Raw genomic sequence first — 13,909 nt, 5'->3', positions numbered from 1 at the left:
GTCTCTGGACTTTCATGATCGTTCACTCTCGCCCCGATGTGTTGCGCGTGCTGTTCACCCTCAAGGGTTCGATCGTCAAGCGCATTGCCTTGCGCTGCCTGATGGTGACCTTGCTCGCCGCCCTGATCGTGCTGGTCGAACGCCACTTCCCGGCGTTTTTCTACCCCGTCAGCGCTACCCCCTTCACGCTGCTTGGCCTGTCGCTGTCGATCTTCATGAGTTTTCGCAACAATGCCTGTTACGACCGTTGGTGGGAGGGGCGCAAGGCCTGGGGGAAGATGATCATCGAGACCCGCTCGTTCATACGTGAGAGCGTGGTGATCGCCGATGAAAAGCTGCGCGCCGAGGTGCTGCACAGCCTGTGCGGCTTTGCCCATGCGCTCAATGCCCGGTTGCGCAACGAGGATGAGGTGGCCGCCGCCCGGCCGTGGCTGGCCAACCCCGCTGCGATCCGCCCGCACAATGTCTGCGACGGTATCTTGCAGGAGGTTGGCGCCCGCTGCTCACGCCTGGCCGAGCGGCAGCAAATCAGCGACTGGCGCTACAGCCTGTTGGAACAACGCCTGGTCGGGCTGTCAGAGGTACAGGCCACCTGCGAGCGGATCAAGGGCACACCGCTGCCCTTCCCCTATACCCTGCTGCTGCACCGGACCATCTACATCTTCTGCCTGTTGCTGCCGTTCGCGCTGGCCGAGCCGCTGGGCTGGCTGGCACCGCTGTTTACCACCATTGTGGGGTACACCTTCTTTGGGCTGGATGCGATCGGCAATGAACTGGAAGACCCGTTCGGGCGAGACGAGAACGACCTGCCGACCGATGCCATGGTGCGCACGGTCGAGCGGGATGTGCTGGGGGCCTTGGGCGTGGAGCCGCTGCCACCGGCGCTGCAGCCGGTGGAGCATGTGTTGAGCTGACTGGCCCTATCGCCGGCAAGCTGGCGATAGGGCCGGAACTGATCAACCGCGTGTGTCGCAGGGCGCGATGGGCTTAAGGTGCTTCACAAAATTACAAGGCTGGTGCCGCGCATCCAGCTGCTCCACCAGGATGCCTTCCCACGCCGTGCGGCAGGCACCGGTAGAACCTGGCAGGCAGCACACCAGAGTGCCATTGGCCATGCCGGCCAACGCCCGGCTCTGCACGGTCGAGGTACCGACATCAAGAATGGACAACGCCCGGAACAGCTCGCCGAAACCGTCGATACGCCGATCGAACAGGCACTCCACCGCTTCCGGTGTGCTGTCCCGCCCGGTGAAACCGGTGCCGCCGGTGATCAGCACCACCTGCACCTGCTCATCGGCAATCCAGGTGGCCACCTGGGCGCGGATCTTGTACAGGTCGTCCTTGAGCAGCGCACGCGCCACCAGGCGATGGCCAATCTGCACCGGGCGGCTGGCGAGCAGCTCACCCGAAGTGTCGTTGTCGTAGGTGCGGGTGTCGCTGACCGTCAGTACGGCGATATTGAGCGGTACGAAGACCGCGTCGGATTGAACGCGCACAGTGAAGCTCCTTGTATGGCATGGTCGTTACGCTAGAGACATGACCAGAGCGCGTCCAATCGATATGCCGTACCGCCCGATCAATGACATCTATCGCTGACTTGGTTAAGGTCAGCACAACCAGACCCCAGGCACTCCCATGGACATCAAGCAGCTCAAGTTCCTCATCGCCCTCGACCAGACCCGCCACTTCGGCCAGGCTGCGGCGCTGTGCCATATCACCCAGCCGACCCTGTCCATGCGCCTGCGCAACCTGGAAGACGAACTGGAACTGGTGCTGGTCAAACGCGGCCAGCGCTTCGAGGGCTTCACCGAAGCCGGCGAGCGCATCCTGGCCTGGGCCCGCACCCTGCTCGCCGCCCATGATGGCCTGCAGGCCGAGGCAGCCAGCTGCCGCGGCCAAGTGGTTGGTAGCTTGCGCCTGGGCACCGTGCCGCTGGCCAGCTTCAACCCCATGCAGCTGCTGCTGCCGCTGCGCGAAAAATACCCCGAGCTGCAGTTTCAGCTCAGCTCGCACAGCACCGAGCAGATCATGGATGGCCTGAGCCGCAACCAGCTCGACCTGGGGATCTGCTATCTGGACCAGGTCAACGCCAACTTCTTCGAGGTGATCGAACTGGGCACCACCACCATGGGCCTGCTGCACGATACCCGGCACTTCCAGTTCGAAGCCGACACCCTGCGTTGGGAGGAACTGGGCGAAATCCCTCTGGGCTTGCTGAGCAAGGGGATGCACTACCGTCAGTCGCTCGACCTGAGCTTTCGCAGCCGCAGCCTGGAACCCAATGCCGTGCTGGAAAGCGACTCGAGCTTCCAGTTGGTTCAAGCCATCAACACCGGCGTGTGCTGCGCAATCATGCCGCTCGATTGCGGGTTGGAAGACCTGAGCGAGCATATGCGCATCATCCCGATCGCCGACGCCAGCATCCACAGCCCCGTCGGCCTGCTGCTGCGCCGCAGCGAGCCGCGCTCGGCGATTGCCGAACAGTGTTTTGACGAGGCCCGCACACTGTTTCAACCCTCCTGAGCGGCAGTCGCCTGACGGTACTGGCGCGGTGTAAAACCCGTCAGTTGCTTGAACTGCCGGCTGAAAGCACTGTGGTCGGTGTAACCGCACTGCAACGCCACTTCGGTGATCGGCAAGTCGCTGTGCAGCAGCCGATGGGCATGTTCCAGCCGCGCCTTGTGAATCATTTGCCGAGGTGTGAGGTGGAATACCCGCTTGCAGTAGCGCTCCAGTTGCGCGACGGAAATGCCGGCAATGCGGGTCAGTTCACCCAGGCTGATCGGTTGATGAAAGTGCCGCCGAATATGCTCGTCCACCGCGGCCAGGCGCTGGTAGGCGGGGTGCGTGTCTGCCGCTGACTGCAGGTCGACCGAAATGCCTACCAGCCCGATGATCTGGCCGGCACTGTCATGCAGCGGGCGCTTGTGCGTCAGGCACCAGCCCGGTTCACGGCTGCCGTACAGGTGCAGCTCGAGCTGGTCTTCCAGCACCAGGCCATCCTTGAGCACACGACGGTCCTGCTCGGTATAACCGGGGCCCAGTTGCGCCGGGAAGACTTCGGCGCTGGTCTTGCCCAGCAGTGGTTGCAGGCGCTTGAGGCCGCAGCGCTGAACCAGGGTGTTGTTGGCCAGCACATAGCGGGCATCCGGATCCTTGATGAAGATCGCGGCGTTGGGGATGGCATCGAGGATCGGCAACAGCAGGGATACCCCGGCGAGCAGTGCCTGAAGGCTGGCGGGGCGGTGCTGGTCCAAGTTCTGGTACAGGGCTGCCAGGGTGGCGTCGGCCATCAGTCAATTCTCTAGTGTCTGCACCGGCGCCATCGCCGGCAAAACTCTCAAACCCTTGCACAGCAAGGCCTCCAGCCTATCCATCCTGGCGACCGGCGCGCCAGCCTTTTCTGCAATTGTGCCGATTTCGTCATCCGCCCTGCAGAAAACCATCAAGAACCGTGGCCCCGTTCGGTCCACTCTAGTTCCCACGCAAGCCGCCCAAAACCTACAAGAGCGCGGCCCCAAAAGCCGCACCTGGTGACATCAGACCTGCCTATCCAAAACCTACAAAAAGGCGACCCCATGTCAGGCAAATTCAAGAAACAGCTGTCATTGCTGGACCTCACCTTCATCGGCCTCGGCGCCATCTTCGGCTCCGGCTGGCTGTTCGCCGCCAGCCACGTTTCGGCCATTGCCGGGCCGGCCGGCATCCTCTCCTGGTTTCTCGGCGGCTTCGCCGTACTGCTACTGGGCATCGTTTACTGCGAGCTCGGCGCCGCGCTGCCACGCGCCGGGGGTGTGGTGCGCTACCCGGTGTACTCGCACGGCCCGCTGCTCGGCTACCTGATGGGCTTCATCACCCTGATCGCCTTCTCCAGCCTGATCGCCATCGAAGTGGTCGCATCACGCCAGTACGCCGCGGCCTGGTTCCCTGGCCTGACCAAGGCCGGCTCCAGCGACCCCACCGTGCTCGGCTGGTTAGTGCAGTTTGCGCTGCTGGGGCTGTTCTTCCTGCTCAACTACCGCAGCGTCAAGACCTTCGCCAAGGCCAACAACCTGGTCAGCGTGTTCAAGTTCATCGTGCCGCTGCTGGTGATCGGTGTGCTGTTCACCTTCTTCAAGCCAGAGAACTTCGAGGTCCAGGGCTTCGCCCCCTTCGGCATGTCCGGTGTGGAAATGGCCGTCTCGGCTGGCGGCATCATCTTCGCTTACCTGGGCCTGACACCAATCATCTCGGTGGCAAGCGAGGTCAAGAACCCACAGCGCACCATACCCATCGCGCTGATCCTCTCCGTGCTGCTGTCCACCGCGATCTATGCCCTGCTGCAACTGGCCTTCCTTGGCAGCGTACCAACCGAAATGCTGACCAACGGCTGGGCTTCGGTGACCAAGGAACTGGCCCTGCCCTACCGTGACATCGCCTTGGCCCTGGGCGTAGGCTGGCTGGCCTACCTGGTGGTGGCCGATGCGGTGATCTCCCCCAGCGGCTGCGGCAACATCTACATGAACGCCACCCCGCGGGTGATCTATGGCTGGGCCCAGACCGGCACCTTCTTCAAGTATTTCACCCGCATCGACGAGCAATCGGGCATCCCACGCCCGGCGCTGTGGCTGACCTTCGGCCTGTCAGTGTTCTGGACCCTGCCCTTTCCGTCCTGGGAAGCGCTGATCAACGTGGTGTCTGCAGCCCTGGTGCTGAGCTATGCGGTAGCGCCGGTCACCGTCGCTGCCCTGCGCCGCAATGCGCCAGATATGCCACGCCCGTTCCGGGTCAAGGGCATGGGCGTGCTGGGCCCGCTGTCGTTCATCATCGCCGCGCTGATCGTCTACTGGTCCGGCTGGAACACCGTGTCGTGGCTACTGGCCCTGCAGATGGTGATGTTCGTGCTGTACCTGCTGTGCGGCCGCTTCGTGCCGACCCAGCACCTGTCGCTGGCCCAGCAGGTGCGCTCCAGCGCCTGGCTGATCGGCTTTTACGCGGTGACCATCCTGCTTTCCTGGCTGGGCAGTTTCGGCGGCCTGGGCGTGATCGGCCACCCGTTCGATACCGTGGTCGTCGCGGCCTGCGCGCTGGGCATCTACTACTGGGGTGCTGCCACCGGCGTGCCGGCCCACCTGGTGCGCCTGGAAGGCGAAGACGAAAGCGAAACAAGCCACGAGGCCCAGGCCGCCGCTCGCCCGGCTGCACTGGCCTCCTGAAGGCTACTGGCCCTGTCGCCGGCACAACCAGCACAAAAGCAGGCTCACTAGAGAATGGACATGCCCATGAAACACGTTCACGTCATCGACTCGCACACCGGCGGCGAACCGACCCGCCTGGTAATGAATGGCTTCCCGCAACTCAATGGCCGCAGCATGGCCGAGCAGCGCGATGAGTTGCGCGAGCTGCACGACCACTGGCGCCGCGCCTGCCTGCTGGAGCCACGCGGCAACGATGTGCTGGTCGGTGCGCTGTACTGCGCCCCGGTGTCGGAAGACGCCACTTGTGGGGTGATCTTTTTCAACAATGCCGGGTACCTGAACATGTGTGGCCACGGCACCATCGGGCTGGTCGCCTCGCTACGGCACCTGGGGCTGATCCAGCCGGGCGTGCACAAAATCGACACGCCGGTCGGCCAGGTCAGCGCCACCCTGCACGAGGACGGCGCGGTCACCGTCGGCAACGTGCCGTCCTATCGCTACCGCCGGCAGGTGTCGGTGGACGTGCCAGGCCATGGCGTGGTGCACGGCGACATCGCCTGGGGCGGCAACTGGTTCTTCCTGGTTTCAGAGCACGGCCAGCGCATCGAGCTGGACAACCGCGAAGCTCTCACCGCGTTCACCTGGGCGATGCTCAAGGCCCTGGAGGCCCAAGGCATCACCGGCGAGCACGGCGCCCCCATCGACCATATCGAGCTGTTTGCCGCCGACCCTGATGCCGACAGCCGCAACTTCGTCATGTGCCCCGGCAAGGCCTATGACCGCTCGCCCTGCGGCACCGGCACCAGCGCCAAGCTGGCCTGCCTGGCCGCCGACGGCAAGCTCGCCGAAGGCCAGACCTGGGTCCAGGCCAGCATTACCGGCAGCCAGTTCCACGGCCGCTACGAGCGCGAAGGTGAGCATATTCGGCCGTTCATCACCGGCCGCGCCTACATGACCGCCGACAGTACCCTGCTGATCGACGAACAAGACCCTTTCGCCTGGGGCATCTGACTGCCCAGGCCATTTTCTTCGCAACCCAGACTGAATACTGCAAGGAGTGATACCCATGAGCGACAATATTTTCACCGGCTGCATGCCTGCCCTGATGACACCCTGCACCGCCGAGCGCAAGCCAGACTTCGACGCCCTTGTGCGCAAAGGGCGCGAGCTGATCGAGGCCGGCATGAGCGCCGTGGTCTACTGCGGCTCGATGGGCGACTGGCCGCTGCTGGCCGAAGCCGAGCGCCAGGAGGGCGTGGCGCGCCTGGTTGCCGCCGGCATCCCGACCATCGTCGGCACCGGCGCGGTGAACACCCGTGAAGCCGTGGCCCATGCAGCCCATGCCGCCAAGGTCGGCGCCGCCGGCCTGATGGTCATCCCCCGCGTGCTGTCGCGTGGCGCCTCTCTGATCGCCCAAAAGCACCACTTCGCCGCGATCCTGCAAGCGGCGCCGAAGCTGCCTGCAGTGATCTACAACAGCCCCTACTACGGCTTTGCCACCCGTGCCGACCTGTTCTTCGAACTGCGCCGCGACTACCCGAACCTGATCGGTTTCAAGGAGTTCGGTGGTGGTGCCGACCTGCGCTACGCCGCCGAGCACATCACCTCCAAAGACGACGATGTGACCCTGATGGTCGGCGTGGATACCCAGGTAGTCCATGGTTTCGTCAACTGCAACGCCACCGGCGCCATTACCGGCATCGGCAATGCCCTGCCGCGTGAAGTGCTGCAACTGGTGAGCCTGAGCAAGCAAGCGGCCAAGGGTGACGCCAGGGCCCGCCGCCTGGCACGCGAGCTGGAGTCGGCATTGGCGGTGCTGTCGTCGTTCGATGAGGGCTGCGACCTGGTGCTGTATTACAAACACCTGATGGTGCTCAACGGCGACCGCGAATACAGCCTGCACTTCAACGAAACCGATGCGCTCACCGACGCCCAGCGCAACTACGCCGAACAGCAGTACGCGCTGTTCCGCACGTGGTATGCCAGCTGGTCGGCCGAGCAGAACCTGGCCTGAACCCTGGGGCTGCTTGGCAGCCCCGACCCAGAATCCGACTATGAAGGAGGCTCCATGCCCCTGACAGGCAAACTGCTGATCGGCCAACGCCCCGTACCCGGCAGCCGCGAAGCGATCCGCGCCATCGACCCGGCTACCAACCAGCCCCTGGAACCCGCCTATGCCGGCGGTACCGGGGAACACGTGGCCCACGCCTGCGAACTGGCCTGGGCTGCGTTCGACGCCTACCGCGAAACCTCACTGGAGCAACGCGCAATCTTTCTCGAAACCATCGCCCAGCAGATAGAAGCGCTGGGCGATGCCCTGATCGGCCGTGCCGTGGCCGAAAGTGGCCTGCCCAAGGCACGTATCCTGGGCGAACGGGGCCGTACCTGTGGCCAACTGCGCACCTTCGCCCGCGTGGTGCGCAGTGGTGAATGGCTGGATGTGCGCGTCGATGCCGCCCAACCACAGCGCCAGCCCCTGCCGCGCGCCGACCTGCGCCAGCGCCAGGTGGCCTTGGGGCCGGTAGCGGTGTTTGGCGCCAGCAACTTCCCCCTGGCCTTCTCGGTGGCCGGTGGCGACACCGCCTCGGCCCTGGCCGCCGGCTGCCCGGTGGTGGTCAAGGCACACGGCGCGCACCCGGGCACCAGTGAGCTGGTCGGCCAGGCCGTCGCTCGCGCCGTCCAGTTGTGCGGCCTGCCAGAGGGCTTCTTCTCGCTGCTGTATGGTGCTGGGAGTGAAGTGGGCATCGCCCTGGTCAGCGACCCGCGGATCAAGGCCGTTGGCTTCACCGGTTCGCGCAGCGGCGGTTTGGCCCTGTGCCACGCGGCTCAGGCGCGCCCGGAACCGATCCCGGTGTATGCCGAGATGAGCTCGATCAACCCGGTGTTCCTGTTCGACGCAGCCTTGCAGGCGCGTGGCGAGGTACTGGCCCAAGGTTTCGTTGCCTCGTTGACCCAGGGCGCCGGGCAGTTCTGCACCAACCCCGGCCTGATAGTCGCCCGTCAAGGCCCGGCACTGCAGCGCTTTATCGCCGCCGCCAGCGAGCAAGTACGCCATGCAGCGGCGCAGACCATGCTGACCCCGGGCATTTTCAATGCCTACGCAGCGGATGTGGGCGCCCTGACCGAAAACAGCAATGCCAAGGTCGCGGCCTGCGGCCAACCCCCGCAAGGCCCGAACCAGTGCCAGGCTCAGCTGTTCGTCACCCAGGCCAGCGCGTTTCTCGCCGACCCGGGCTTGCAGGCCGAGGTGTTTGGCGCCGCTTCGTTGGTGGTGGCCTGCGACAGCGATGAACAAGTGCGCCAGGTGGCCGAGCACCTGGAGGGCCAACTGACCGCGACCCTGCACCTGGACGATGCCGACCTCGACAGCGCCCGCAGCCTGCTGCCGACCCTCGAACGCAAGGCCGGGCGCCTGCTGGTCAATGGCTGGCCGACCGGGGTTGAGGTGTGCGATGCGATGGTCCACGGCGGGCCGTTCCCGGCAACGTCCGATGCGCGCAGCACCTCGGTGGGCACGGCTGCGATCCTGCGTTTTCTGCGGCCGGTGTGCTATCAGGACTTCCCCGATGCCTTGCTGCCGCAGGCGCTGAAACACGCAAACCCGCTGCAGGTGCGGCGCTTGCTCGACGGCAAGCGGGAACACTGAATCATGGCCCACGCCCCCTCCCAGACCGATATCGCTGTGGTCGGCGCCGGCATTGTCGGTGTCGCCTGCGCCCTGCAACTGGCCCGCCAGGGCCGCCGCGTGCTGCTGATCGACCGCCAACCGCCGGGCCACGGCGCCTCCTACGGCAATGCCGGACACCTGGCTACCGAGCAGGTGTTCCCGATTGCCGACCTGTCGATCCTCAAGCGCCTGCCGCGCATGCTGCTGGACCCGATGGGGCCCCTGCGGCTGGACTGGAAGTACCTGCCCAAGGCGTTGCCCTGGTTCACCCGGCTGCTGCTCAACCTGCGCCCGGAGCCGTTCCAGCGCAGCGTGGCCGGCATCCGTGCACTGAACGAAGGCAGCCTGGGCGCCTGGCAGCGTTTGCTCGGCTCCATCGGGCGCAGCGCGCTGTTCAAGGAGGACGGCTCGTTGCTGGTGTTCGAGCGCGCCGAGTCGCGCCCGGCACTGGAAGCGTTGCAGGCACGCATGCAACAGCAGGCGGTGCCGGCCGAATTCTGGTCAGCCGACACGGTGCGCGCCGCTGCGCCAGAGTTGACCTCGTCTATCTTGGGCGGCTTGTTTTTCCCCCGTACCGGGCATTTCATCGACCCTTACCGCGTGGTAATCGAGTTGTTCGAAGCCGCCAAGGCCTGTGGCGTGCGCTTCGTCCAGGCGCAGGTCGATGGCGGACAACTGAATGGCAATGGCGTGCAGCTCAACACCGGCCAAGGTACGTTCCATGCGCGCCAGGTGCTAATCAGTTGCGGCGCGCACTCAGCGCAACTGACCACGGCTCTGACCGGCAAACGAGTCCCTCTGGACACCGAGCGTGGCTATCACCTGATGCTGCCTGGCGAGCAGCAGCGCTTGCCATTCGCCGTCACCTCGCTGGAGCGCAAGTTCATCATGACGCCAATGGCCGAGGGCTTGCGCCTGGCTGGCACGGTGGAGTTCGCCGGTCTCGATGCACCGCCGAGCATGCAGCGGGCGTGGCAGTTGCACCGGTTAAGCAAGGGTTTGTTCCAACGTGAACTGAATGCCGAAGGGGCGACGCCGTGGATGGGCTTGCGGCCTTCGCTGCCGGACTCGCTGCCGGTGATCGACCGGGTGTGTGACGGGCGCGTGCTGCTAGCGTTTGGGCATCAGCACCTGGGGTTGACCCAGGCGGCGGTGACAGCGGAATGGGTGGCTGGGTTGGCTGAACGGGAGCTTCGTGCCGAGTTGAAGGGTTACCGGTTGGATCGGTTTTGAGCCGGGGCCGCTGTGCGGCCCCTCCAGGAATCAGCGATAACGCTCAAGCCAGTGCGCGTAAGGCGCAGGCAAAGTCCACGAGGCTTTATCGACGCCCAGTTCCTTGGCCGCAAAATACGCCCAGTGCGGGTCGGCCAGGTGCGCACGCCCCACCGACACCAGGTCGAGCTGATTGGCCTTCAACGCCCCTTCCGCCAACTGCGGCGTACCGAAGCCCCACGCCGAAGTCACTGGCAAACCTGCCTCACGACGCACACGCTCAGCGATCGGCCCCATGAAGGCAGGGCCCCATGGAATGTTGGTGTCCGGGATGGTGAAGCCGACGCTGACACTGAGCAGGTCCAGGCCACCCGCCTTGAACAGGCGGGCCAACTCGATGGACTCTTCCAGCGTCTGCTCATCACGGCCGTCGTATTCCAGCACGCCAAAGCGGGCGGTCAGCGGCAGGTTTTCCGGCCACACCTCGCGCACGGCTGCCAGGGTTTCCAGCAGGAAGCGGCTGCGGTTCTCGAAGCTGCCACCGTAGGCATCGGTGCGCTGGTTGGAATGCTCGGAGAAGAAGCTCTGCCCCAGGTAGCCGTGAGCGAAGTGCAGTTCGATCCATTCAAAGCCCGCATCACGCGCTCGACGTGCTGCATCGACGAAGTCCTGCTTGACCCGGGCAATGTCGTCCAGGGTCATTTCACGGGGCACTTTCGGCAAGTGGGCGCCGAAGGCGATGGCCGACGGGGCGATGGTGTCCCAGCCTCGCGCGTCATCCGCGGCGATATGGTCGTCACCTTCCCACGGGCGGTTGGCACTGGCCTTGCGCCCCGCGTGGGCGATCTGGATGCCCGGCACCGAGCCTGCAGCCTTGATCGCCTGCACCACCGGCACAAAGGCCTGGGCATGGGCATCGCTCCAGATACCGGCGCAACCGGGGGTGATACGCCCTTGCGGCGCCACCGCAGTGGCTTCGACCACCAGCAGGCCGGCGCCACCACGGGCCAGGCCGGCGTAATGCACCTGGTGCCAATCGTTGATCATGCCGTCCTCGGCCATGTACTGGCACATCGGCGGAATGGCGATGCGGTTGCGCAAGGTGACGTCTTTGAGGGTATAGGGTTCGAACAGTGCGGACATGGAGAACTCCGGGTTCATCTGAATACGATAGTTCGATCATAATCGAACTATGGCAATTAATGAAACCCCCGTTATCATGACGCCCATGCGAGCCTACAAACATCCCACCCCTGAAGACCTGATCCTCGAGCGCCTGCTGTATGCGCTGAGCGACCCTGTACGCATGGAAATCGTGCGCCACCTAGCGGGCGTGGCGGAAGCCAGCTGCGGCGAGCTGGACGGCGGCCGGCCGAAGTCCAGCATGTCCCATCATTTTCGCGTGTTGCGCGATGCGGGGCTGGTGCAAACGCGCAATGTGGGCACTACCCATATGAACTCACTGCGCAGCGAAATGCTCGATGCACGCTTCCCCGGTTTGCTGGAGTGCATTTTGCGTCAGCGGTGAGCCAAGGTTGGCGGTGGGGCCGGAACAGGCAAAAAAAAACCACGAGGTCACCCCCGTGGCTTTCGATCACAACGCTGACGCTTACAGCGCCATGTCGTTCTCTGGCTTGCTTTCAACCGGCTGGCTAGCACCCGTGCTGGTACCGACGCTCTGGTCGATGACCGGCGGCTTCTCCAGCTGCAGGACTTCAGCGGTGTAGTTCCACTCTTTCTGCGTGGCCGCTGCCGAATCGTTGAGCTTGGTGCCGTAGCTCGGCACGATCTCTTTGATCTTGGCTTGCCATTGCGGGGTGGCGACCTTGTCCTTGAACACGGTTTCCAGGACGTTCAGCATGATCGGTGCGGCGGTCGAGGCGCCTGGCGATGCGCCCAGCAGGCCGGCGATGGTGCGGTCTTGCGAGGCCACCACTTCGGTACCCAGCTTCAGCACGCCGCCCTTGTCTGCGTCACGCTTGATGATCTGCACGCGCTGACCGGCCTGCCACAGCTTCCAGTCTTCCTTCTTGGCGTTCGGGAAGTAGGTGCGCAGCGCTTCGAAGCGGTCGTCGTCCGACAGCATCAGCTGGCCAGCAAGGTACTCGACCAGCGGGTACTGCTCGATGCCGACCTTGGTCATTGGCCACACGTTGTGCATGGTGGTGCTGCTGAGCAGGTCCAGGTACGAACCGTTCTTCAGGAACTTGGTCGAGAAGGTGGCGAATGGCCCGAACAGGATCACGCGCTTGCCGTCCAGCACACGGGTGTCCAGGTGCGGTACCGACATGGGTGGCGCGCCGGTCGAGGCGATGCCATAGGCCTTGGCCATGTGCTGCATGGCGATGGTCGGGTTCTCTGTCACCAGGAACGAACCGCCGACCGGGAAGCCTGCGTATTCCTTGGCTTCAGGAATGCCCGACTTCTGCAGCAGCTTCAGCGCGCCGCCGCCGGCACCGATGAACAAGAACTTGGCGTCGGTGGCCGACTCGGTCCCGTCCTTCAGGTTCTTGTACTCGACGTGCCAGGAGCCGTCCTCGTTGCGGGTGATGTCCTGGACTTCGCTGGACAGCTTCAGGGTGAAGTTGTCCTGGGTCTTCAGGTGGCCGACGAACTGGCGGGTGATCTCGCCGAAGTTCACGTCAGTGCCCAGTGGCGTCCAGGTCACCGCCAGCTTCTGGTTCGGGTCGCGGCCTTCCATCATCAGCGGGACCCACTTGGCGATCTGCGCGTGGTCCTCGGAGTACTGCATCGAGCGGAACAGCGGGCTTGCCTGCAGCGCGTCATAACGCTTCTTGAGGAACTTGATGTTGTCATCGCCCCACACGAAGCTCATGTGCGGGGTGGTGTTGATGAACGAATGCGGGTTCTTCAGCACGCCCTGACGGACCTGCCACGACCAGAACTGGCGGGAGATCTGGAAGGCTTCGTTGATTTCGATGGCCTTGGTGATGTTGACGTTGCCGTCTTTATCTTCCGGGGTGTAGTTCAGCTCAGCCAGCGCGGAGTGGCCGGTGCCGGCGTTGTTCCAGCCGTTGGAGCTTTCTTCGGCGACGCCATCCAGGCGCTCGACCATTTCCATCGACCAGCTTGGCTCCAGCTCGTGCAGCCACACGGCCAGGGTGGAGCTCATGATGCCGCCGCCGACCAGCAGCACATCGACTTTCTTGGTTTCTGCGGCGTGCGCTTGCATGAAGCTCGCAGCGACAGCCAGACCCAGCAAGGTCTTGCCAGCTTTCTTGAACATTGATCAATTCCAGTCTGTAGAACGGAGGACGGGCCTGTGGCTGGCCCAGGTGCTTCGTGTTCTTGTGCGCAGGCTTTTTGTGATCATTGTTCAGCGGCTTAAAGAACCAGAAAACGACCCAGGCTTTTGTCGTATTGACCGACAGGGCTGAATCGTTTCGCTGATTGTATCTGAAATGCCAGCACAAACAAATTGCGGGCGTACAAGCAAGGCGGCAGGTTGTCCCAGCGGCAGGTTGTCACGCCAGACAAACAAAAGCCCCCAGCCATATGCATGACTGGGGGCTTTGGATCAGGTCACAGGTGACGCGATCAGGGTATCGCCAAGCTTACTGCGGCTGAGGCAGTTTATCGATCGGGCCGCAGCCACCGATGACCTTGGAGATGGAAACCGATGGGTGGAACAGGTAGTCGTACGAGCAGTTTTTCTGCTGGTTGTAAACTTGGCCAGTGCAACCGGACAGCAGGGCAACGCCCGAAACGACAGCAACGGCTACGGTGGCCTTGAACAGCTTTTTCATTACTTCAGTCCTTTAAATAATCATCGACCATCATTCTGATGGCGGCCGGATGATACAGAACCGGAGTATTGGATCCAAGTCGCATT

13 protein-coding genes are annotated in these 13,909 nt (G+C 63.8%); 8 read left to right on the top strand and 5 right to left on the bottom strand.

Annotation, left to right across the window (positions count from 1 at the left end; all coding sequences use genetic code 11):
• The first annotated feature begins 14 nt into the window (after positions 1 to 14).
• Positions 15 to 914 carry a bestrophin family protein gene (locus tag ACEWE8_RS20655; protein WP_046788011.1) on the top strand — a complete coding sequence of 300 codons (900 nt, stop codon included), beginning with the start codon at positions 15 to 17 and terminating at the stop codon, positions 912 to 914.
• Positions 915 to 956: 42 nt separating this feature from the next.
• Here the strand turns inward: ACEWE8_RS20655 and moaB are convergent, their stop codons facing one another.
• Positions 957 to 1,496 (bottom strand): molybdenum cofactor biosynthesis protein B, encoded by a 540-nt coding sequence (moaB, locus tag ACEWE8_RS20650; RefSeq protein ID WP_046788010.1) that lies wholly within the window; start codon positions 1,494 to 1,496, stop codon positions 957 to 959.
• A 139-nt stretch (positions 1,497 to 1,635) separates the two neighbouring features.
• Here moaB and ACEWE8_RS20645 point away from each other — a divergent pair, with 139 nt between their 5' ends.
• Positions 1,636 to 2,523, top strand: coding sequence for a LysR family transcriptional regulator (locus tag ACEWE8_RS20645; RefSeq protein WP_046788009.1), 888 nt, complete (start codon positions 1,636 to 1,638; stop codon positions 2,521 to 2,523).
• Here ACEWE8_RS20645 and ACEWE8_RS20640 read toward each other — a convergent pair.
• The gene (locus ACEWE8_RS20640) at positions 2,511 to 3,293 is read right to left on the bottom strand and encodes an AraC family transcriptional regulator (protein ID WP_046788008.1); all 783 of its coding nucleotides are present in this window, start codon (positions 3,291 to 3,293) and stop codon (positions 2,511 to 2,513) included. The genes ACEWE8_RS20645 and ACEWE8_RS20640 overlap by 13 nt on opposite strands.
• Before the next feature lie 285 nt (positions 3,294 to 3,578).
• Here ACEWE8_RS20640 and ACEWE8_RS20635 point away from each other — a divergent pair, with 285 nt between their 5' ends.
• The 5 genes from ACEWE8_RS20635 to ACEWE8_RS20615 all read left to right on the top strand — a co-directional run bounded on the left by ACEWE8_RS20635 (position 3,579) and on the right by ACEWE8_RS20615 (position 10,077).
• On the top strand, positions 3,579 to 5,195 hold the full coding sequence (locus tag ACEWE8_RS20635) for an APC family permease (protein ID WP_046788007.1): 1,617 nt from the start codon (positions 3,579 to 3,581) through the stop codon (positions 5,193 to 5,195).
• Between the two features lie 66 nt (positions 5,196 to 5,261).
• Positions 5,262 to 6,188, top strand: coding sequence for a 4-hydroxyproline epimerase (locus tag ACEWE8_RS20630; protein WP_046788006.1), 927 nt, complete (start codon positions 5,262 to 5,264; stop codon positions 6,186 to 6,188).
• A gap of 55 nt (positions 6,189 to 6,243) precedes the next feature.
• Positions 6,244 to 7,191 carry a dihydrodipicolinate synthase family protein gene (locus tag ACEWE8_RS20625; protein WP_046788005.1) on the top strand — a complete coding sequence of 316 codons (948 nt, stop codon included), beginning with the start codon at positions 6,244 to 6,246 and terminating at the stop codon, positions 7,189 to 7,191.
• Between the two features lie 54 nt (positions 7,192 to 7,245).
• Complete coding sequence (locus ACEWE8_RS20620) at positions 7,246 to 8,823, top strand: aldehyde dehydrogenase (NADP(+)) (RefSeq protein WP_046788004.1); 1,578 nt, start codon at positions 7,246 to 7,248, stop codon at positions 8,821 to 8,823.
• Between the two features lie 3 nt (positions 8,824 to 8,826).
• A complete protein-coding gene (locus ACEWE8_RS20615; protein ID WP_046788003.1) occupies positions 8,827 to 10,077 on the top strand; it encodes an FAD-binding oxidoreductase in 1,251 nt (416 codons plus the stop codon).
• A gap of 30 nt (positions 10,078 to 10,107) precedes the next feature.
• On the opposite strand, the gene xenA is transcribed toward ACEWE8_RS20615, so the two are convergent.
• Positions 10,108 to 11,199, bottom strand: a complete 1,092-nt coding sequence (gene xenA, locus ACEWE8_RS20610) for a xenobiotic reductase XenA (RefSeq protein WP_046788002.1) — start codon at positions 11,197 to 11,199, stop codon at positions 10,108 to 10,110.
• A gap of 49 nt (positions 11,200 to 11,248) precedes the next feature.
• Between xenA and ACEWE8_RS20605 the strand changes: the two genes are divergently transcribed.
• Positions 11,249 to 11,584: a helix-turn-helix transcriptional regulator gene (locus ACEWE8_RS20605; protein WP_012315737.1), complete on the top strand. Its 336-nt coding sequence runs from the start codon at positions 11,249 to 11,251 to the stop codon at positions 11,582 to 11,584.
• 81 nt (positions 11,585 to 11,665) lie between these two features.
• On the opposite strand, the gene mqo is transcribed toward ACEWE8_RS20605, so the two are convergent.
• Together mqo and ACEWE8_RS20595 are read right to left on the bottom strand one after the other, a co-directional pair.
• Positions 11,666 to 13,303 carry a malate dehydrogenase (quinone) gene (gene mqo, locus ACEWE8_RS20600; RefSeq protein ID WP_046788001.1) on the bottom strand — a complete coding sequence of 546 codons (1,638 nt, stop codon included), beginning with the start codon at positions 13,301 to 13,303 and terminating at the stop codon, positions 11,666 to 11,668.
• 328 nt (positions 13,304 to 13,631) lie between these two features.
• Positions 13,632 to 13,823, bottom strand: a complete 192-nt coding sequence (locus tag ACEWE8_RS20595) for a DUF4223 family protein (protein WP_008097338.1) — start codon at positions 13,821 to 13,823, stop codon at positions 13,632 to 13,634.
• Positions 13,824 to 13,909: the final 86 nt, after the last annotated feature.

Source organism: Pseudomonas sp. TR47 (assembly GCF_044143025.1).
Taxonomy (GTDB): domain Bacteria; phylum Pseudomonadota; class Gammaproteobacteria; order Pseudomonadales; family Pseudomonadaceae; genus Aquipseudomonas; species Aquipseudomonas putida_E.
The sequence above is the reverse complement of the archived record's forward strand: the minus strand, read 5'-3'. Positions and strand labels throughout refer to the sequence as shown.

Coding starts and splice junctions, on each gene's coding strand:
- ACEWE8_RS20655 (WP_046788011.1), top strand. CDS start 15: ATGATCGTTCACTCTCGCCCCGATGTGTTGCGCGTGCTGTTCACCCTC.
- ACEWE8_RS20645 (WP_046788009.1), top strand. CDS start 1,636: ATGGACATCAAGCAGCTCAAGTTCCTCATCGCCCTCGACCAGACCCGC.
- ACEWE8_RS20640 (WP_046788008.1), bottom strand. CDS start 3,293: ATGGCCGACGCCACCCTGGCAGCCCTGTACCAGAACTTGGACCAGCAC.
- ACEWE8_RS20635 (WP_046788007.1), top strand. CDS start 3,579: ATGTCAGGCAAATTCAAGAAACAGCTGTCATTGCTGGACCTCACCTTC.
- ACEWE8_RS20630 (WP_046788006.1), top strand. CDS start 5,262: ATGAAACACGTTCACGTCATCGACTCGCACACCGGCGGCGAACCGACC.
- ACEWE8_RS20625 (WP_046788005.1), top strand. CDS start 6,244: ATGAGCGACAATATTTTCACCGGCTGCATGCCTGCCCTGATGACACCC.
- ACEWE8_RS20620 (WP_046788004.1), top strand. CDS start 7,246: ATGCCCCTGACAGGCAAACTGCTGATCGGCCAACGCCCCGTACCCGGC.
- ACEWE8_RS20615 (WP_046788003.1), top strand. CDS start 8,827: ATGGCCCACGCCCCCTCCCAGACCGATATCGCTGTGGTCGGCGCCGGC.
- xenA (WP_046788002.1), bottom strand. CDS start 11,199: ATGTCCGCACTGTTCGAACCCTATACCCTCAAAGACGTCACCTTGCGC.
- ACEWE8_RS20605 (WP_012315737.1), top strand. CDS start 11,249: ATGGCAATTAATGAAACCCCCGTTATCATGACGCCCATGCGAGCCTAC.
- mqo (WP_046788001.1), bottom strand. CDS start 13,303: ATGTTCAAGAAAGCTGGCAAGACCTTGCTGGGTCTGGCTGTCGCTGCG.
- ACEWE8_RS20595 (WP_008097338.1), bottom strand. CDS start 13,823: ATGAAAAAGCTGTTCAAGGCCACCGTAGCCGTTGCTGTCGTTTCGGGC.